This window comes from Gordonia soli NBRC 108243, assembly GCF_000334455.1.
GTDB classification, from domain to species: Bacteria; Actinomycetota; Actinomycetes; order Mycobacteriales; family Mycobacteriaceae; genus Gordonia; species Gordonia soli.
The window spans coordinates 57,944-75,274 of sequence record NZ_BANX01000039.1 but is presented as its reverse complement, the minus strand read 5'-3'; the positions used below and the strand labels follow the sequence as shown (position 1 = coordinate 75,274).

19 protein-coding genes are annotated in these 17,331 nt (G+C 68.0%); all 19 read left to right on the top strand.

All coding sequences use genetic code 11. From position 1 onward, the window contains the following. Positions 1 to 326 (top strand): hypothetical protein (locus GS4_RS22790; RefSeq protein ID WP_007625035.1); only part of this gene is annotated, 326 nt, incomplete at its 5' end. A 139-nt stretch (positions 327 to 465) separates the two neighbouring features. Next, on the top strand, positions 466 to 882 hold the full coding sequence (locus GS4_RS22785) for a hypothetical protein (RefSeq protein ID WP_007625034.1): 417 nt from the start codon (positions 466 to 468) through the stop codon (positions 880 to 882). A gap of 12 nt (positions 883 to 894) precedes the next feature. Beyond that, entirely contained in the window at positions 895 to 1,209 is a 315-nt protein-coding gene (locus GS4_RS22780; protein ID WP_007625033.1) for an HNH endonuclease family protein, read from the top strand. 124 nt (positions 1,210 to 1,333) lie between these two features. Next, complete coding sequence (locus tag GS4_RS22775; RefSeq protein WP_040511548.1) at positions 1,334 to 1,684, top strand: hypothetical protein; 351 nt, start codon at positions 1,334 to 1,336, stop codon at positions 1,682 to 1,684. Beyond that, a complete protein-coding gene (locus tag GS4_RS22770) occupies positions 1,665 to 3,281 on the top strand; it encodes a terminase large subunit domain-containing protein (protein WP_007625027.1) in 1,617 nt (538 codons plus the stop codon). Before GS4_RS22775 ends, GS4_RS22770 begins: the two co-directional genes overlap by 20 nt. A gap of 10 nt (positions 3,282 to 3,291) precedes the next feature. Next, positions 3,292 to 4,632 carry a phage portal protein family protein gene (locus tag GS4_RS22765; protein WP_007625025.1) on the top strand — a complete coding sequence of 447 codons (1,341 nt, stop codon included), beginning with the start codon at positions 3,292 to 3,294 and terminating at the stop codon, positions 4,630 to 4,632. 10 nt (positions 4,633 to 4,642) lie between these two features. Further along, entirely contained in the window at positions 4,643 to 5,938 is a 1,296-nt protein-coding gene (locus GS4_RS22760; protein WP_007625023.1) for a head maturation protease, ClpP-related, read from the top strand. A 13-nt stretch (positions 5,939 to 5,951) separates the two neighbouring features. After that, positions 5,952 to 6,326, top strand: coding sequence for a capsid cement protein (locus GS4_RS22755; RefSeq protein ID WP_007625021.1), 375 nt, complete (start codon positions 5,952 to 5,954; stop codon positions 6,324 to 6,326). A gap of 15 nt (positions 6,327 to 6,341) precedes the next feature. Then, the gene (locus tag GS4_RS22750; protein WP_007625019.1) at positions 6,342 to 7,250 is read left to right on the top strand and encodes a major capsid protein; all 909 of its coding nucleotides are present in this window, start codon (positions 6,342 to 6,344) and stop codon (positions 7,248 to 7,250) included. 5 nt (positions 7,251 to 7,255) lie between these two features. Beyond that, positions 7,256 to 7,696 (top strand): hypothetical protein, encoded by a 441-nt coding sequence (locus GS4_RS22745; RefSeq protein ID WP_007625018.1) that lies wholly within the window; start codon positions 7,256 to 7,258, stop codon positions 7,694 to 7,696. Then, positions 7,693 to 8,085, top strand: a complete 393-nt coding sequence (locus tag GS4_RS22740) for a hypothetical protein (protein WP_007625017.1) — start codon at positions 7,693 to 7,695, stop codon at positions 8,083 to 8,085. Before GS4_RS22745 ends, GS4_RS22740 begins: the two co-directional genes overlap by 4 nt. Continuing rightward, a complete protein-coding gene (locus GS4_RS22735) occupies positions 8,085 to 8,480 on the top strand; it encodes a head-tail adaptor protein (RefSeq protein WP_007625012.1) in 396 nt (131 codons plus the stop codon). The genes GS4_RS22740 and GS4_RS22735 overlap by 1 nt, the downstream gene beginning before the upstream one ends. Further along, the gene (locus tag GS4_RS24975) at positions 8,473 to 8,835 is read left to right on the top strand and encodes an HK97 gp10 family phage protein (protein ID WP_007625011.1); all 363 of its coding nucleotides are present in this window, start codon (positions 8,473 to 8,475) and stop codon (positions 8,833 to 8,835) included. The genes GS4_RS22735 and GS4_RS24975 overlap by 8 nt, the downstream gene beginning before the upstream one ends. Beyond that, entirely contained in the window at positions 8,835 to 9,254 is a 420-nt protein-coding gene (locus GS4_RS22725; RefSeq protein WP_007625010.1) for a hypothetical protein, read from the top strand. The genes GS4_RS24975 and GS4_RS22725 overlap by 1 nt, the downstream gene beginning before the upstream one ends. A 16-nt stretch (positions 9,255 to 9,270) precedes the next feature. Then, positions 9,271 to 10,227, top strand: coding sequence for a hypothetical protein (locus GS4_RS22720; RefSeq protein WP_007625008.1), 957 nt, complete (start codon positions 9,271 to 9,273; stop codon positions 10,225 to 10,227). Between the two features lie 86 nt (positions 10,228 to 10,313). Continuing rightward, positions 10,314 to 10,649, top strand: coding sequence for a hypothetical protein (locus GS4_RS22715; protein ID WP_007625007.1), 336 nt, complete (start codon positions 10,314 to 10,316; stop codon positions 10,647 to 10,649). Continuing rightward, positions 10,610 to 11,122, top strand: coding sequence for a hypothetical protein (locus GS4_RS25710; RefSeq protein ID WP_007625005.1), 513 nt, complete (start codon positions 10,610 to 10,612; stop codon positions 11,120 to 11,122). Before GS4_RS22715 ends, GS4_RS25710 begins: the two co-directional genes overlap by 40 nt. After that, the gene (locus GS4_RS22705; protein ID WP_007625003.1) at positions 11,119 to 16,359 is read left to right on the top strand and encodes a phage tail tape measure protein; all 5,241 of its coding nucleotides are present in this window, start codon (positions 11,119 to 11,121) and stop codon (positions 16,357 to 16,359) included. The genes GS4_RS25710 and GS4_RS22705 overlap by 4 nt, the downstream gene beginning before the upstream one ends. Continuing rightward, positions 16,356 to 17,303 (top strand): hypothetical protein, encoded by a 948-nt coding sequence (locus tag GS4_RS22700; protein ID WP_007625001.1) that lies wholly within the window; start codon positions 16,356 to 16,358, stop codon positions 17,301 to 17,303. The genes GS4_RS22705 and GS4_RS22700 overlap by 4 nt, the downstream gene beginning before the upstream one ends. Positions 17,304 to 17,331: the final 28 nt, after the last annotated feature.

The window sequence follows — 17,331 nt, the reverse complement described above, 5'->3', positions numbered from 1 at the left end:
TCTACGTCGCGGCCTGGCTGTTCGGCGCCGTGGGGATCGGGCTCGACCTCCCGACCACCGCGATCGAGCAGTTCGACGCCCGCCACGTCTGGGACGTGTCGCCCGGCGCGACCTCGGCCGGTGGCCACTACGTCAGCCTCGTGGCCCGCCGGGGATTCGTCGAGGTCGTCACGTGGGGGAGAACGCACCCCGTGACCCCGCGCTTCATCCAGCAGTACGCCGACGAGGCGATCGTCTACATCACGCCCGACCGGCTGACCACCACCGCATCGCCCGAGGGGTTCGCCATGTCGCAGCTGATCGACGACCTCGCCCAACTCAACTGACTGACCATGCGCCAGCGTGCCCGACGACTGGGTGCCCTGGCCCTGTGGATTCCCTGCCTCCCGATCTACTACCTCGCCCAGCTCAGCCGCGTGGCCGAGGAGTACCGAGCACGACACCCACACCGAAGGAGCACCACCCATGAGCAGCACCATCACCGAGGACATCGTCGACATCCACACCACCATCGCCCGCGAGTACCTGCCCCAACTCAAGGCAGCAGTGGACCAGGTGGAGGAGGGAGTCGACGGCGCACTCGACGCCGTGCGTGACCTGGTCCGCACGATCGAGGCCGTGGTGCACGGGACCGTGGTCAACGCAGCAGCACCCGTGGCCGTCGAGTACCAGGCACCCGTCATCCCCCCGGCCGAGCAGGACGACACGGCCACCACACCCGACGGTGATCCGTCGGGTGAGGCGACAGGCGAACAGCTCGCGGCCGACGCCGGTGCCACCACCACTGATGTGGCGGTGGACGGCGGCGAAGCCGCCGCCCCCACCGAGGGGAGCGACGCCCCCGTGACCGACGAGACACGGCGCTCACGCCTGCGCAGGTAGTGACGCACGCCGATGCCACCACGCAAGACCACCACCCAACGCGGGCTCGGGTATCGGCACCAACAGCAGGTCAAGTCACTCAAGTCACGCCACATCGACGGCACCCCGTGCTGGTGGTGCGGCAAGCCGATGCTCCTCGCCCAAGGGCTCCACGGCGACCACACCATCCCCCGCAAACGCGGCGGGACCATCGCCGACCGCCTCCTGCACTCGTGGTGCAACGAGGAACGCGGAGACGGCTCCCGCGACCACCTGCGCCCCGCGCTCCAGCTCCAGCCAACCGACGCGGCGAGGAAGGGCCCGACCCTCTACCTCGACTGGCCCTGACACCCCACCCGGGGGCCATGGGTCCCCCCCGCGAAAATATCCGAAGGGGGGCACCCCGAAATGACCGTTCCCCGTCAGCTCTTTTTTTGTGAACGGGCGTTTTTTCCGTCGACATCGGGCGTATTTGCCCTGCTCAGGGGCGGTCGCGGTGCTCGGTGAGGTCGGGGAGCGCCTGCGCGAGGCGCTTGAGGACGAGAACGACGACGTTCCGACGCAGCTGCTCATCACCGAGGCGTGCCGGATGGCCGATCGGCTGCATCGGCTCGATCTGATCTTGTCGGGCGACGAGGACACCTGGATGCGCCTCGACCTGGGCAAGGACTCGGTCATCGAGGTGCGGGTGACGAGCCCGTTGCAGGAGTCGCGACAGCTCTCGACGGTGTTCCGTCAGCTACTCGCCGAGATCCGCCGCGCCAAGGCTGAGCAGGCCGCCGGCGCGGGCGAAACACAGGGCGATGTCCTCGCCGGTCTGTGATCTGTTCCCGCCGATCGACTGCGAGCAGTTCCCGACGCTCACGGGGCGGCAGGAGCCGCACCATCTGTCCGTCTTCGACGGCGACGACGCGCACGGCCTCCGCGCGATCGAGCTGGCGCAGCGCGTCACGCAGCCGATCATGTCGTGGCAGCAAGGCTGCCTGAAGGGCATCCTCCGGACCGACCTCGATACGGGGATGTGGACCCACCCGGACGCGGTGCTGCTGGTCCCGCGCCAGAACGGCAAGAGCGAGATCCTGCTCCTGCGGTGCCTGTACGGCCTGTTCTACCTGGGCGAGAAGATCCTCTACTCGGTCGCCCGGTGGGACCCGTCGGGCAAGGATCTGCACGACCGGCTGGTCGCGATGATCAACGCGGTGCCGAGCCTGAAACGGCGCTTGGCGAAGCAACCGACGTGCTCGCAGGGCCGCGGGATCATCACGCTGAAGAACGGCGCGGAGATGCGGACGACCACCCGGTCGACCGACATGGTCCGCGGCATGACGAAGCTCGACCTCCTGATCTGCGACGAGGCCTACAACCTCGACCAGGCGGCGGTCAGCTCCACGACGTACGCCCAGATGGCGGCCGACAACCCGCAGACGATCTACACCTCGTCGGCGGTGAACGCGAACGAGCACAGCAAGGGCCACATTCTCGCGGGCCTGCGCCGTCAGGGGCTCGCACTCGCTGAAGGGATCTTCTTCGCCGAGTACATGGCGCCGCCGGAGATGGCATTCAACGAGCTCGCCACGTGGGAGTACGCGAATCCATCGTTCGGCGTGATCGCGACCGAGGCGAAGATGCGCAAACCGCTGCGCACTGCCACGACTGAAGCCGGTCGGGTTGCGTTCGGCGCCGAGGCCCTCGGCCGCGGCGTCTGGCCGGCGGACGAGTCCGAGGGTGCGTCCGCGATCCCTGCGGAGCGGTGGGAGCCGATGAAGGTGACAGGACAGCCGCCGACATTCGTCGGCTCCCGAGTCGTGGCGGTCTCGCGAACGCCGGACCGCTCCCGCTGGGCCATCGGGGCGGGACGCCGGCGCTCCGACGGCCGGGTGCATCTCGAGATTAAGACGGTCGTGAAGGCGACGAACGAGCAGATGGTCCACGAGATCGTCCAGCTCGTCCTCGCGTGGGATCCGCTGGCGGTCGTGATCGACACGAAGTCGACGGCCGCGGTGCTGAAGCCGCTCCTCATCGCCGCGGGGATCGAGCCCGAGATGCTCACGACGCCGCAGGTCGCGACAGCGTGCGGCGGGTTCCTCGACGCCGCACTGGCGGGGGAGCTGTCGCACAGCGGCCAGGAGGACCTCGACGAGGCGGTGGCGGCGGCCGCCAAGCACCAGCTCAAGGGCGATTTCGTCTGGGAGAAGCCGGTGGAGGGCTCGGTTGCCGAGCTGGAGGCCGCGACTCTCGCCCACTGGGGCGTCCTGACTTTCGGGCCGCTGGAGGTCGGCCCGACGGCCAGTCCGTCCACCGGACGCACGACCAAAACGGTCGAGCCCGAACCGGCATCCGACCGGACGGCCCGCCGGCGGTCCGAGGACCGCGCACTCGACCAGATCGACCACTTCGACGCCATGACCGCAGCTTTCTGAGGAGGTGCACATGACCGAACGACAGAGGACGGCAGCACCGCGCTCGGAGTCGGGCTACGTGAACGGGATGGGGCTCGACTGGCAGCAGTTCGATCCCGACGAGCAGGTCCCCGAACTTCAGTGGCCGCGGTCGACGCACGTCTACCGCAACATGACCCGCGGTGACGCCCGTGTGGCGTCCGTGCTCCAGGCGATCGGGCTCCCGATCCGCCGAACCACCTGGCGGATCGACCCCAACGGCGCCCCGGACGAGGTCGTTGAGTTCGTCTCGAAGGACCTGGGGCTGCCCATCCTCGGCCAGGATGCCGAGCCGTCGGCGACCCGCTCACGTGGCCGGTTCTCGTGGGCGCAGCACCTCCAGACGGCCCTCCTGATGCTCCAGTACGGGCACAGCTACTTCGAGCAGGTCTACTTCCCGCCCGACGACTCCGGCTACATGCACCTGCGCAAGCTCGCGGCCCGTCCGCAGCGCACGATCACGAAGATCAAGGTCGCCCTCGACGGCGGATTGGTCTCGATCATCCAGGCGCCACCGGCGGGTACGACGCCGCTGGTGTACGCCCCGACCGAGGTCGAGGTGAAGGTCAATCGGCTCGTCGCCTACGTGCGCGACCCCGAGCCGGGCGAGTGGATCGGATCGTCGCTGCTGCGACCGGCCTACAAGCACTGGCTCCTGAAGAACCAGCTCATGCGCACCGAGGCCGCCGCCGCATACCGCAACAGCATGGGCATCCCGGTCGGCACCGCGCGCAATTCCGACGATCCGACCGAGGTCGATCAGATGCAGCAGATCGCAACGGAGTACATCGCGGGCATGAACTCCGGCGTCGGCCTCGCGGCTGGGCAGTCGCTAGAACTGCTGGCGCCCCAGGGCAACCTCGTCGACCCGCGGCCCGCGATCGACTGGCATGACAAGCAAATCGCCCTCGCGGGGCTCGCCCACTTCCTCAACCTCGACGGCAAGGGCGGAAGCTACGCGCTCGCCAGCGTGCAGTCCGACACGTTCGCCCAGTCGGTCCAGACGTTCGCCGAGACGGTGCGCGACACCGCCAACGCGCACATCGTCGAGGACCTGATCGACATCAATTTCGGGACTGACGTCCCGGCGCCGCGAATTGTGTTCGACGAGATCGGATCTCGCCAGGATGCGACCGCCGCAGCGCTCAAGCTCCTCGTCGACGCCGGGCTCCTGTCGCCGGATGTCCTGCTGGAGCGGACGCTTCGCCAGAACCTCGGCCTCCCGGCGCCCGACGAGTCCACCCAGAGCGAACCGCCCACACCCCCAGCGCCCGCCGCACGTGGGCGCCGGACCGCGCGTGCATCCGCCGACCAGCCGACCCTCTTCGACTAGGGAGCCACCTGTGAACCTCTCCGAACTGCTGAATCTCCCCGCCGCTCGCAAGCTCGACAACGAGCGTCAGGCGCTGCACCCGAAGGCCGAGCGGCGCAGCTGGTACGAGATCAAGGCGCCGTCGAACAAGGCCGACGACTCGACCACCGAGATCCTGATCTACGACGTGATCGACCCCGATCCGTGGTTCGGCGGCGTGAGCGCACGCGACTTCGTCCAGGACCTCGCGGGCGTCGACTCCGACAACATCCTCGTCCGCATCAACTCGCCGGGCGGCGATGTGTATGACGCGCTGGCGATCACGAACGCGCTGCGCAACCACGACGCGAGCGTGACAGTCCAGATCGACGGCCTCGCAGCGTCGGCGGCCAGCTTCATCGCGATGGCCGGCGACGAGGTCGTGATGTGCCGCAACACCGAGCTGATGATCCACGACGCCCGCGGGATCTGCATCGGGACCGCGGTCGACATGGCCGAGTACGCGTCCTGGCTCAACCGGGCGAACGACAACATCGCTTCGATCTACGCCGAGAAGACGGGCGCCGACGTGAAGGACTGGCGCAAGGCGATGAAGGCCGAAACCTGGTACACGGCCGAGGAAGCCGTCGAGGCGGGCCTGGCCGACAGCGTGAAGGCCGACGACAAGGCCGCCGACGACAGCTCGGCGAAGAAGGCCGCCGCCCACTTCGATCTGCGCGCCTATGCGCACGCCGGGCGCCGACAGGCGCCCGCCCCGTTCATCCCCGCGGCGAGCGCCGCGGGGCCATCAGGAAAGGAGGCCCCCGTGGCCACTCTCAAGGAAGGCCTCGCGGAGCGCCTCGGCATCGACGCCGATGCGGACGACGAGACCACGCTGAAGGCGGTCGACGAGGCACTCGCCGAACGCGCCGACGACACCGCCCCGCCCGCAGGCGATCCGGCACCGCCCGCCAGTGACACCGCCCCCACCGGCGATCCCGCAGCACCGGTCGCTCCGGCCGCCAGCGCCGCCGGAACCGTGACGGTCGACCGCGAGCAGTGGGAGGCAACCCTGGCCGCCGCCGCCGAGGGCCGCGAAGCCCGCGCGCAGCAGATCCGCGAGGCCGACGAGGCCCTCGTCAACTCGGCCGTCGGTGACGGCCGGATCCCGCCCGCGCGCAAGGCCCACTGGCTCACCGCGTTGGCCAGCGACCGCGACGGCGCAACCGCCGCGCTCAACGGGCTCGAGAAGGGCCTGATCCCCACATCCGAGGTTGGCCACATGTCCGTGTCCGACTCGGCCGACACCGAATACGCATGGCCGGGCGACCCGGTCGTGAAGGCCTGAGAGGAGCCACGTCATGGCGAACGAGAACGTGGGCGTGTACGAGCCCGGCCGGGACATCACCGGCCGTGCGAGCGCCGCAGTCACCGGGAAGCGATTCCTCAAGATCTCCGGAGATCGCTCCAGCGGCAACATCGCCGTCGCGCACGCGGATGCGGGCGGACGGGTCGCGGGCGTGTCGAAGTACGACGCGGCATCCGGCGACATCGTGGGCGTCACGCGAGGCAACTCGCGCGTCACCTTCGTCAAGGCGGCGGGCAACATCGCCGCATTCGCTGAGGTCGAGGTCGGTTCCGCCGGCCAGGCGATCACGAAGGCATCGGGCGTCGCCGTGGGCTACGCCGTCACCGCTGCAACCTCCGGCGCTGACGCCGAGATCTCGCTGTACTGAGAAAGGACAGGCATCATGCCCGGACCCACCCCCGTGACGTACCCGATCGGACCGCCGGTCGTCACCAACAACCAGATCACAGTCGACCTGGCGCTGAACCAGCCGAACTTGATCACCCGTCGCATCCGCGACATCACCCTCCAGAGCTTCATCGCCCCACTGCTGTTCACCAGCTCGGGCCAGACTGTCGTGGGCGGCGCGATGCGCTACCAGCAGGCGAAGGTGAACGAGCTCTACACCAACCGCGACGTCGAGCAGCGCGGTCCCGGCGACGAGTACCCCAACGTGGGCGTTGATCGTCTGGAGGAGAAGCTGGCGAAGGTCGAGGACTGGGGCGGCAAGTTCCCGATCACCGACGAGGCGAAGAAGCGCAACGACGTCTCGACGCTGAACCAGGCGACCACCAGCCTCGCGAACACGATCGTGCGGAAGGTCAACACCCGCACCGTCGCGGTTCTCGAGGCCGCCATTGCCGACCAGGCTGGCGCCGGCACGTTCATCGGCAAGAACTGGTCGACCGCGGTCACGAACGGTGTGTCGCCGACGGCGAACAACGCTCTCCCGCAGTCGGACTTCGCGAAGGCGCAGCTCCTCGCCGACCAAGACGAACTCGGTGTCCGCTACAACCTGTGGATCGTCAACCCGCAGGAGGCGGCGAACCTCGCCACCACCTACGGATCGGCGCTCAAGGACCTGCTCGACTACTACAACGTCGAGCTGTTCCAGTCGAACCGCGTGACCGCGGGCACCGCGTACGTCGCCGAGAAGGGCGCCGTCGGGTTCCTCGACTACGAGGAGGGACTGTCGACCGAGACCTGGCGGGAGCCGAATCGGAAGTCCTGGTACATCCAGTCGTGGGTCCTGCCGATCATGGGTGTCACCAACCCGTACTCGGTCCGCAAGGTCACGGGTCTGGCGGGCTGATCGCCATGGCTCTGAAGAAGATCCGGCACGCGATCTTCGAGTGGTTCGACCCCGACGGAACGCGCCACTACGCGTTCCGCGGGGACGTCGTTGACGTTCCCGACCACGTGGTCGAGGCGTTCGATCATCTCGGACCGTTCTACGACGATGATGCCGACGACGACGCCGACTCGGACCTGGACGACCAGGGCCAGGGCGGCGACGACGAGGGCGACGACCAGGACCAGGGCGGCGACGGCGATCCCGACGGCAACCTGGACTCGGACGACGACGCCGAGGATGGCCAGAACGACCAGCCGCCGGCCGTCGGTGATGATGTCGAGGTCGTCCAACCCGCCAAGACCGCGCCGGTCAAGGCGTGGCGCGAGTATGCCGTCGCGAAGGGGTTCGACCCCGTCGAGGCGGCGGAACTCACTCGGCCCGAGCTGATCGCAGCTCTGTCGTGAGCGACGGGGAGGGGGTGGACGACACCCCGTTCGTGGATCGACAGACGTTCGTCGGGATGTACCGCCCCCTCTCCACTCCCGAGGAGAACCTCGCCGATCGCCTCCTCGCGGTGGCGGCGACCTGGATTCGCCGACACAAGCCCGACGTCGATCAGAACGACGCGGCGGCACAGCTCGTGTCGGTGATGGTGGTTCGAGACACGTTGGACCGACTCAAGATCGGGCCACTGTCTCAGTTCTCCATGACCCGCGGCGAGAAGATGGATTCCGGCACGCTCGACCCCGGATCTATGCTCGATTTCACGCCGCAGATGTACAGCCTGCTCGGGATCAGCCGCACCGCGAGCCCCCGGGCATTCTTCGGCGACCGACCCCCGCGCGACTGCTGATGTTGTTCGATTCGATCGCCGTCGACCGGATCGGCGGCGATGTCGTCGTGATCCTCAAGCGCGGACCGCAGCTCGACGACGACGGCAACGTGATCCGCGACGACCTCAACGATCCGGTCCAGGCCGAGCGGCTGATCCCCAAGACGGGCTGCTCCTTCGACGAGCTGCGTGTGCACGAAGAGGACGCGTCCACCCTGACGAACACTGTGACCGGTCGAGTCCTCATGCCATTCGACGCCGACACCAACGGCATCACCGCAGCCGACGCCCTGATCTTCGACGGCCGCATGTTCGAGATGCAGGGACCTCGCCAGCTCGTGACGAACCTCGACGGCACCCCCAACCACGTGCTGTGCACCTGCTGGTGGATCCGAGGAGACGGGACCGATGGCTAACACCTCGAACATCGGACTCATCGCCGTCGCCGTGTCGGGCGCGGTCGAGGAGTTCGCGAAGGTGTCGCCGCTCGTGCGCAAACAGCTCGACAAGCTCGCGAAAGAGGGCGCCGACTACGCCCAGTCGATCGCACCGGTCGGGACCAAGCGGCACACCCTGAAGTCCGGCTACGTCGACGAACCGGGCGACTACCGCGACTCGATCTACGGCACAACGGTGTTCGTCGGCGGTCGATGGCGGGGGCGCGTCGGCGCCCGCGACTACAAAGCCCACTGGATCGAGTACGGCACCGTCCACATGCCGAAACGGGCGGTCATGCGCCGCACCGCCGAGCACCTCGGGGGGAGTGACTGATGGCCACCGAGATCGAGATTCCCGACGACGCGCGGACATTCGCCAACGCAGTCCGCGCGGTCATCGCCTGGCACGTCGCGCACGGGTTCGCTGCGGGGGCCGAGGGGCCGGGGCAACTGCCCTACGTGCAGGTGACCCGCATCGGCGGGCCGTCGGACGAGATGACCGACCACGCCCAGATCGACGTGGACTACTTCCATTCTTCCCGTGCGGAGGCGCTCGCCTTCGCGCGGAAAGGCCACTACTGGATGACCGACATCCGCAACGGGTTACGGGGCCAGCAAGTGGGCATTGACGCCGTCGATGACGTGCGTACCCGACAGGGGCCGTCGTGGCAGGACTACGACGACCCGAAAATCGAGCGATTCGTCGCCACGTACGACATCGACTCCCGAATTTGCTCAACTCCCCTGACATAGAAGGAGATCCAGGGACATGACTGCTCAGACGTACGACCAGGTGTTCACCGGCAACCCGCTGAATGTCTTCAAGGGCCTCAAGCCCATGGTGTCGATCAAGGACTACGACCCGGCGATGCCGCTCACCAACTTCACCCCGTTCGACGAGACGTTCACGGGCATCGACTCGAAGGTCCACGCGACCAGCGGGACCGGTGCCTGGGGCTTCCAGGACCTCGGGATGACCGACGAGAACGCGCTGGAGCTCGACCCGTCGGTGACCACCTCCGACACCGCGTCGGGCCAGTACCCCGACCTGGTGCGCAAGGACGGCTCGACCCGCGCGTTCGCCGGTTCGTTCACCCTGATCGAGCAGCGGCCGGCCGTCGACGCCCTCCAGTACTCGCTCCCGCTCGCCGCTCTGCCGTCGATCGGCACCGCGGGCTACGCGGCCGGGCCGGAGGTCGACATCACCCTGTACGAGCGCACCGCCCTGATGGCAGCGTTCGACTCGGTGCGACAGATCTGGTTCGTCGCGCTCTTCCCGCGCTGCGTGCTGGACAAGCCGGACAAGTTCTCCCTCGGCCGTAAGACCGAGTCGCAGACGAAGATCTCGCTCGCCGGCCTCCAGGACCCGTTCGTGAAGCGACCGTTCAAGATCTTCCGTGGCGGTGCCGGATGGCTCGCCCTCGGTGGCGCCACCACGACCGTCGGGACGGTCACGGCCGCACCGGCCGCACCGCTGACCGTGACCCTGTCGTTCACCGCGCCGGACTCGAAGAACACCCCGTTCAAGTACAAGGTCTACGAGGACGCCTCGTCGACGCCGCTGGCGGACAACCTCGTCACCGCGGGCGGCACCGCCGCCAGCCCGGTCCTGACCGTCACCGGTCGCACGGCGGGCAGCCACACCTACAAGGTGCAGGCGATCGGATCGAACCTGTCGAGCGGACCGCAGTCGGCCGCGTCCTCGCCGGTCACCGTCACCGCCTGACCCCCAGACCCCTCGGGCGCGCCGTTTGGCTGGACGGCGCGTCCGGGGGTTCCAGCCTTTCATCCAGCCGAAAGTGAGTACCAGCCATGGCAATTCAGAAAGTCGAAGACCTCAGCAAGTGGCGCGAATCGATGCTCGACGGCCTCGGCGGCGAGGGCTACGAGTTCGCGCTCTCCTGGGTCGACCCCGAGTCGGGGGAGCGTCACCATGAGACGTTCACGGTCCCGCACCCCCTCGGTCTCGACGAGGACGCGAACAACACGCTCGAAGCGGCGACCGGCACCGTCGCGGTCGCGAAGGCGTTGCTCAACACGAAGACCGACCCCAGGGTGCACGACCGGTTCATCGCGGCCGGCGGCCGATCGGGCGACGTGCTGATCGCGTGGCGCACCATGAGTGCGGAGATGAACGCCCCAAAATAGCTGAGGCGCTTGGCTATCTGAGGACGGCGCCCTGGGAGATCGAGTCTGGACTCCAGGCCCACTACCCGGGGCGCCTCCTGGCCGAATGGTTCTGCACCATTGCGCCCTCGCTCATCGCCCACCAGAAGGGTGAGCGATTCCTCCGCCAGATGCTCGCCCGCAACGGCGGCATGACCTCCCGCGAACTCGTCGCCCTGATCGAGACATTCCCGGACCACTCTCAGTATCGACGGCGGTACGAGCCGTGGACCATCGCCGAGCAGGTCGCGGCCCGCGCGTCCAACGATCTGCGTATCGCCAATCGCAACGAGGATGTCGACGTCGACGACCTCGATCTTCTCCAACCTCCCGATGCCCCTGGGTACGTCGAGGTTTCCGCGCCCGACAACCAGGCCGTCGGCCAGCCCACCAGCGATGACCTGTGGGCCATGTGGCATGGCCAGCCAGTCAGCACCGAGGAGGTGACTTCGTGACCAGTTCCGTTACCGGACTGCATTTCGACATCATCCCGCGGGCAGTGGGCACGGAGTCGATGACGGCGAAGCTCGTCGCGGAGATGAAGGGTGCTGGCACTCGGGTCGGTGATGCGTTCGGTAAGCAGTTCTCGGCGACGGCGACTCGTGGGATGGACAAGGCCGCCTCCGACATGGCCAAGGCGACGGCCTCGATGGAGTCGCAGTCGCTCGCGGTCGCCCGGAGCATGGACAAGGAGGCCGACGCGGTCGGCCGCACGCGTGTCGCGCTGACGCAGCTCAACGAGGCTAAGAGTCGCTACGCCTCCGACTCGGTGAAGGTCGTTCGCGCCGAGGAGAACTACGAGCGCCAGCTCCGGGCGACCGAGCGCGCCCAACGCACCACCGTCGTGGCGCAGGGCGAGCAGGAGCGGATGGCGAAGTCGCTCGTCGCGACCCAGGCCGCCGCCGCGAAGGAGGCGAGCACACTCCAGGCCGCGACGACGAAGGTCGGCGGCGCGGCGGCGGGTGTGGCCGGGACGATGAAGGGCCTCGGCGCCGGCATGCTCGCCGGATTCGGGTTCGCCTCTATCACCGCTGGATTCGAGGGCGTCAAGCGGGCGGGCGCCGACCTGGAGGTCACGCTCAACACCCTCAAGCAGGTCACACACGCGACCGGCGACCAGATGGCGCAGGTATCGGTGACGGCGCGTCAGCTCGCGAACGACGCGAGCCTGCCTGCCACGTCGGCCACCAAGGCCACCGAGGCGATGCTGGAGCTCGCGAAGGGCGGCCTCACGGTCGACCAGTCGATGCAGGCCGCCCGGGGCACCCTCCAACTCGCAGCAGCGGCGCAGATCGATGCGAGCCAGGCGGCCACGATCCAGGCGAACGCACTCCAGACCTTCGGCGAGAAGGCGACCTACGCCACGACCGCCAGCGACATCCTCGCCAACGTGGCGAACCAGTCGAGCGCCGAGATCGGCGACGTCGCCTACGCGTTCCAGTCCGGCGGCGCGGTCGCGAATCAGTTCGGGCTCTCGATGAAGGACACGGCCGCGTCGATCGGCCTGCTCGCGAACGCGGGCATCAAGGGGTCTGACGCCGGAACACTGCTGAAGTCGTCCCTCCTGGCGCTCACCAACACCACCGAGAAGCAGAACGACGCGGCGACGAAGCTGGGTCTCGAGTTCGGCGAGAACGGGATCAAGTTCAACGGCATGGCCGATCTCATCGGCCGGCTGGAGAAGGCGCACAGGACACTCGGAGCCGAGGCGTACCGCACTGCCTCGGCTCAGCTATTCGGGTCCGACGCGGTCCGCCTGTCCGGCGTCGCGGCGCAGCAGGGCGCCAAGGGCTGGGACGCGATGCGTTCCGCCATGGACAAGCAGGGGTCGGCCGCCGACGTGGCCGCTGCGAAGAATCAGGGACTCCCCGGCCAGATGGAGCGGATGGAGAACGCCAGCGACGACCTGAAGCTGTCGATCTACGGCCTGATCTCCGCCCCACTCTCGTCGACGATGGAGAAGGGCACCACAGCCGTCACCGCGCTGTCGAACGTGCTCCGCGACCACAAGGGCGCCGTCCAGGCGGTCGGCGGCGCCGTCATCGGTCTCGCGACCGCGTGGGCCACGATCAAGGTCGCTCAAGGGATCTGGGGTGGACTGAAGACCGTCGTCGGCGGCGTCTCGTCCACTGTGCGGGGCGTCGGCGCCGCGGCGCGCTTCACTGGCTCGGCCGTCAGCTCGGCGGCGTCCGGGGTGGCGAACCTCGCAGGCAGCGCGAAGGACTACTGGGACTGGACCGGCAAGGCTCGCACGAAGGCGGCCGGCGACTTCATCGCGACCAAGGCGGCAGCCGCTCGCGAGGCCGTGTCGTCGGCCGCGTCGTGGGTCGCAGGTGGAGCGCGATCGGCGGGCGCCTGGGCCGCGATGAAGGCTCGTGCGGTCGCCGACTTCGCAGCCACCGCCGCATCGTCGGCGGCGAACGCAACCCGCACCGCCGCCACGTGGGCAGCATCGGGCGCCCGCGCCGCTGGCGCCTGGGCTCTCATGCGAGCGCAGGCCGCGGCAGCGTTCATCGCAACAGCCGCCTCGGCCACCATGAACGCGACGAAGTCGGCGCTCGCGTGGGTTGCGTCCAACGGTCGCGCGGTCGCATCCTTCGTCGTCCTCCGAGGCGCACAGATCGCCTCGGCCACCGCGTCGGGCATCATGACCGCGGCCCAGTGGGCACTCAACGTCGCCATGTCGGCCAACCCGATCGGCCTGATCGTTGTCGCGATCGCCGCACTCGTCGGCGGGATCATCTACGCCTACAAGCACTCCGAGACCTTCCGCAACATCGTGAAGGACGTCTGGAACTGGGTGAAGCTGGCGGCCGTCGCGATCAAGGACACCCTCGTGGGGGCGTTCCACAAGGCCGTATCGGTGGTGCAGACCGCGTGGAACTGGATCAAGCGATTCCACACAGTCCTGCTGATCATGATGGGGCCGGTCGGTATCGCGATCGTTGCGATCGAGCAGCTGGTCAAACACTGGCACAACATCGTCGACGCGGTCCGGTCCGGATGGAACTGGATCCGCAACGTCTTCGACTCGATCGTCAACACGATCCGCGGTGCCGTCGCGGGCACCTGGCGCTGGCTCTACGACACGATCATCAAGCCGATCGTCGGATTCATCAACGCCGAGATCCGAGGCTGGGGCGCAGTGATGAACTGGCTCCACGACAACGTGATCAAGCCCGTGGGCGACAAGATCTCGGCCGTCTGGAACAACATCAAGACCGGCGTCGGGAACATGGTCGACTGGATGAAGACCCAGTGGGACCGCATCCAGGGGATCGTCGAGAAGCCCGCCCGCTTCGTCGTCGAGACGGTCTACGACAAGGGCATCATGCCGCTCTGGAACGGGATCGCGGGCGTGTTCGGCCTTGGCAAGCTCAACGCCGTCAAGTTCGCCGGCGGTGGCGTATTCGATGGGCCGGGCCAGGTCCCCGGATACGCGCCCGGCCAAGACACCGTCGCGGCTCGCCTGCGCCCCGGCATGGGGGTGCTGGTGCCCGAGGCGGCCCGCGCCCTCGGTCGATTCGCTGGCGGCGGCATCAACGCGATGCTGTCGCCAGGTGAGCGGGTTCTCGAGGATCGACAGGTCGACGCGCTCGGCGGCCCCGCCGGGCTCTGGGCGCTCAATCACATGTTCTCCGGCGGCCGACCGAACGCCAACGGCGCAATCCCCGGCTACCACTTCGACATCGGTGGCGTGTTCGGCAGCATCGGAGACGCCGTCGGGGGTGCGGCCAACTGGGTCAAGGGCGCCGTCGGGACCGCAGTCGACTGGGCGACCGACCCGGTCGGCAAGATCAAGGGCCTGTTCAAGCCGTGGATCGACAAGGCGATGGGCGCGCCGGAGAAAGGGTCCGACGGTAACCAGTTCTGGAACGCGCTCACCTCGATGCCCAAGCGGATGCTCGACGCCGCGGTGGCGAAGGTGAAGGACTGGGTCGCGTCGGCTCTACCGGGCGGGTTCACCGCCGCCCCTGCCCAGGTGGTCGAGTGGATCAAGAAAGCCCTCGAAGCGATCGGACTCCCGATCACGCCCGGGTGGCTCCAGGGCTATCAGACCCTCATCATGCGGGAGTCCGGCGGCAACACCGGCGCGATCAACATGGTCGATTCCAACGCGGCCGCCGGCCACCCGTCACAGGGGCTCACCCAGACGATCCCCGGGACCTTCGCCGCGAACCACCAGCCCGGCACGTCGAACAACATCACCGACCCGGTGGCCAACATCGCCGCGTCGATGAACTACGTCCGCCGCACCTACGGCGTCTCCAACGACGGCCACGACCTCGCGGCCAAGGTCCAGCAGGCAGACGCAAGCCGCCCACCGAAGGGCTACGCCGGTGGCGGCATCGTGCCGATCGAAGTCATCCGCTTCGACGGCGGTGGCGTCGCGACCGACCCGACCGGGACGGTCACCACGACCACGACACCCCCGTCGGGCGGGCCGGTCAACGCGCTCGACGCGGTGAAGCGCTCGACCGCGACCTACGTCTGGGGTGGCGGCAATCTCGCGAGCGCAGTCGACTGCTCCGGCCTCGTCGGCACGGCCCAGCTCGTGGCCGAGGGGCAGCGCGGCGACCACCGGATCGGCGCGACAGGCAACGTGCTCGATGGCTCCTGGCCGGGCTTCGTCCGTGGCGCCTCCGCGAACGACCTGTTCAAGGTGGGAGCCAACGCCGAGCACATGGCGGCAACGATCCTCGGGACCAACATCGAGGCCCGCACCACCGGCGAGCGGATCCGCATCGGTGGCAACGCCGTCGCGTGGAACGACCCCCAGTTCACCGTCACTGGCCACATCGACCCGAAGCGGTTCAACCCGCCATACAACCCGGGCCAGACCACCACCGCGGACGCGCAGAAGCAGATCGCGATCGACGAGAAGACCCAGGCGCGCATCACCGCACTCAAGGACCAGATCACGGCCGCGCAGAACCGCATCGCGAAAGACGAGATCAACGCGAAGGACGCGGACGCGAAGGCGGCCAAGGCGACCGACGAGATCAAGGCGGCGAAGTACCGCGCGGACGGAAAGCGGTTCCGCGATCAAATCACCGCCGAGCGGAACAAGATCACGAAGTACGAGGACGAGATCAAGCGGTTGCAGAACACGCCCGATGCGACGACGTCCACGTCCTCGTCGACCTCGAAGACTGAGGACCAGGCTCCGGTCCCGATGTCGTGGCACGACCTCGGATCCAAGATCGGCGGGATCGCGTTCGACGGCGTCGCTGAGACCGCGGGGATTCCCGACCTCTTGTCGTCGCCGTTCTACAAGGTGCCGGCCACCATCGCGAACGCGTTCCTCACTCACCCCGGATCGCTCAACCCGGCGAACGTGCCGAAGCCGAGCGCCATCGGTCCCGCGATCCAGAAGACGTTCGCGCCCATGGTCCAGACGCCGAAGCCGAAGGTGAACGTGATTAAGCCGAAGCTCCACGACTCCGGCGGCGACATCCCGCCGGGCATCTCGCTGATCTCGAACCAGACGGGCCGCCCGGAGCAGTCGCTCTCGCACGAAGAGCGCGAGCTGAAGAACCGTGTGTTCGAGGCGTTCGCCAACGGCTCCGGCGGCGGATCGGATCGCCCCTGGGTCAACATCGAGCAGCTCCACGCCGGAGAGAACTACGGCGCCGGAGCACGCAAGATCGCCCGCGAGCTCAACCAGTACTCAGGACAGACGCGCCGATGACGATCGTGAACCCCACGCACCCGCTGATGCCGATCCAGATCGACGATCTGCTTCGCCGCGACATCGCGGTCCACACGTGGATCGACGCGAACGGAGTGCGGTGGCCACTGCGCGGGGGAGCGACCGCGTTCCCCGCCCAGTGGTCGACCGGGGCGCACCTGGAGAAGATCAAAGGGATCTCGGCGCCCCTGACGCATGTGGATCAGCAAGGCGCACACCAGGACGGAACCGACTGGCTCGACTCCCACTACGACAAGATGGAGATCGATTTCACCATCTCCCTGTGGGCCCCGACGATCACCGAGCGTCGGCGCCTCGCACGAGCGTGGAACAACGGGTGGCAGCCGAGGAAGACGGGACGCTGGGTCGTCTTCACCCACGACGCGGGGGAGTGGTGGGTCGACCTCCGGTCGCTCGGCGAGTACCGCGGCGACCTCCCGCCCGATCATCAGACGAAGTGGACCCTCGAATGGTCGGCACGCTCCGATGATGCGTTCTGGCAGTCGTTCCCATCGGTCGACAAACTCGTGTACCGATCCGGAGCACTGCGCTCGCTGAACCAGCCGGCCGACACCCTGCGGCCCAACATGCTGGCGCTGCGCAACCGCGGCAACGTGAACGGCTGGCCCGACCATCTCCTCCAGGGCCCTGGGACGTTCACCCTCGGCGACAACGGGGCCAATGGCCGCACGGTCTCGATTCAGGTGAAGGCGGGCGAGCTGGTCAAGCTCACGACCCTGCCGAGGAAGCGGACCGCGATCGAGCTGAACTCGAACGCCAACGTGTACCCGCGACTGAAGAACCGTTTCGCCACACCGGTCCCGCCGCCGGTCCGGACGAATCTCGCTGGTATCGCCCACATTCCCGTCACCGTGACGGGTGCGACAACCAACGTCACGTCGATCACCTCGCGCCTCACGCCCTACCGCGACTGGCCCGAGTAGCCCACCCCATCCCTCGTCACCCGACCGC

What these genes read in the sequence shown, in the direction of transcription:
- GS4_RS22750 (WP_007625019.1), top strand. Translation starts at nt 6,342, where the DNA reads ATGCCCGGACCCACCCCCGTGACGTACCCGATCGGACCGCCGGTCGTC.
- GS4_RS22700 (WP_007625001.1), top strand. Translation starts at nt 16,356, where the DNA reads ATGACGATCGTGAACCCCACGCACCCGCTGATGCCGATCCAGATCGAC.
- GS4_RS24975 (WP_007625011.1), top strand. Translation starts at nt 8,473, where the DNA reads ATGGCTAACACCTCGAACATCGGACTCATCGCCGTCGCCGTGTCGGGC.
- GS4_RS22755 (WP_007625021.1), top strand. Translation starts at nt 5,952, where the DNA reads ATGGCGAACGAGAACGTGGGCGTGTACGAGCCCGGCCGGGACATCACC.
- GS4_RS22785 (WP_007625034.1), top strand. Translation starts at nt 466, where the DNA reads ATGAGCAGCACCATCACCGAGGACATCGTCGACATCCACACCACCATC.
- GS4_RS22770 (WP_007625027.1), top strand. Translation starts at nt 1,665, where the DNA reads ATGTCCTCGCCGGTCTGTGATCTGTTCCCGCCGATCGACTGCGAGCAG.
- GS4_RS22745 (WP_007625018.1), top strand. Translation starts at nt 7,256, where the DNA reads ATGGCTCTGAAGAAGATCCGGCACGCGATCTTCGAGTGGTTCGACCCC.
- GS4_RS22735 (WP_007625012.1), top strand. Translation starts at nt 8,085, where the DNA reads ATGTTGTTCGATTCGATCGCCGTCGACCGGATCGGCGGCGATGTCGTC.
- GS4_RS22780 (WP_007625033.1), top strand. Translation starts at nt 895, where the DNA reads ATGCCACCACGCAAGACCACCACCCAACGCGGGCTCGGGTATCGGCAC.
- GS4_RS22715 (WP_007625007.1), top strand. Translation starts at nt 10,314, where the DNA reads ATGGCAATTCAGAAAGTCGAAGACCTCAGCAAGTGGCGCGAATCGATG.
- GS4_RS22765 (WP_007625025.1), top strand. Translation starts at nt 3,292, where the DNA reads ATGACCGAACGACAGAGGACGGCAGCACCGCGCTCGGAGTCGGGCTAC.
- GS4_RS22725 (WP_007625010.1), top strand. Translation starts at nt 8,835, where the DNA reads ATGGCCACCGAGATCGAGATTCCCGACGACGCGCGGACATTCGCCAAC.
- GS4_RS22720 (WP_007625008.1), top strand. Translation starts at nt 9,271, where the DNA reads ATGACTGCTCAGACGTACGACCAGGTGTTCACCGGCAACCCGCTGAAT.